The sequence below is a fragment of the Paludisphaera rhizosphaerae genome (genome assembly GCF_011065895.1).
GTDB lineage: Bacteria > Planctomycetota > Planctomycetia > Isosphaerales > Isosphaeraceae > Paludisphaera > Paludisphaera rhizosphaerae.
Genome location: NZ_JAALCR010000091.1, coordinates 1 through 1,181, shown reverse-complemented (window position 1 = coordinate 1,181; position 1,181 = coordinate 1). Strand labels below are relative to the sequence as shown.

At 66.6% G+C, this 1,181-nt stretch carries 1 protein-coding gene; it reads left to right on the top strand.

What is annotated here, in order from left to right:
- Window positions 1-1,181 (top strand): polymorphic toxin-type HINT domain-containing protein (locus G5C50_RS32110; protein WP_206107949.1); only part of this gene is annotated, 1,181 nt, incomplete at both ends.

The window sequence follows — 1,181 nt, the reverse complement described above, 5'->3', positions numbered from 1 at the left end:
GCGTCAGCGACGTGCTCGGCCCCGGCGATCGAATCCACTACAACGAGTACGGCGAGCGGGTTGTAGACCGGCTGGTTGGAACCGTTCTGGGACCTCGGACGCCGACGATGTGGATCGCGGGGACGCTCCCTTACTTCGGAGGGTCGATCAATGGGCCGGCCGCCGGGATATTCACATCACAACCCGTCATGACGCCGGCCGCGACGGAGCAGACTCTGGGGAGGCTGTTCACGGCGGCCGGGATGCCCGCGACCCAAGGCGCCGCACTGAGTCGCCAGATGGCGACCCCGCCTCCGGGACTCTCCAGTAACAGCCCCTTCATCGCGCGTCCAACGGCCGGGATCAACGCCAACCCCGTGATCAACGAATATATCTCCGTCCCGGTTGATCGGATGGCCGAGGAAGCGCGGATCTCTGCGGCGGTCGCCCGCGATCAACTGGCTGCCGACGTCGCCTGGATCGAGGCTTACAATACGCCGATCCGAGAAGTCAACGAACGCAGTGTCGCCGTATTAAAAGAAGCGAGCGGCCGCGATCTGGGCGCCGACCGTGACAGATGGATGGACTGGCTGATCGACCTCCAGGGCTACGGCCAGCCGTTGCGCGGCGACACCTCGCCGCCGGCCACGATCGTCGAAGAAGTCCCCATCGCCTACCAGCCCCAGACCTCCCCTGTCCCGATCACTGAGATGGTGGCTCTTTACCGCATCGGCCCGTCGTGCTTCGCCGGGGGCACTCCGGTGCGGACCATCCAGGGCGATCGCCCCATCGAGACCATCCGCCCTGGCGACCTCGTCCTCTCCCAGGACACGACCACGGGCCGGCTGTCCTATCAGCCGGTCGTCGAGGTGATGCACAACCCGCCCAACTGGACTTACAAGATCGACCTCGGCGGCGGCGAGGCGGTTCACCCCACCGGCATCCACCGCTTCTGGAAGGCCGGACACGGCTGGATCATGGCTCGCGAGATCAAGGCCGGGGACAAGCTGCGGACCGTCGGCGGCGTGGTGGAGGTCGTCTCGGCCGAGAAGGAGAAAGTCCAGCCGGTCTTCAACCTGCTCTTGTCCGGCGGCGACAACTACTGCGTCGGCGGCCTCGGTCTGGTGGCGCATGACAACGGCTTCGTCGAACCGGTGGCGCAGCCCTTCGACGGCGTGCCGGCCACGGCGGAACTGGTCGCC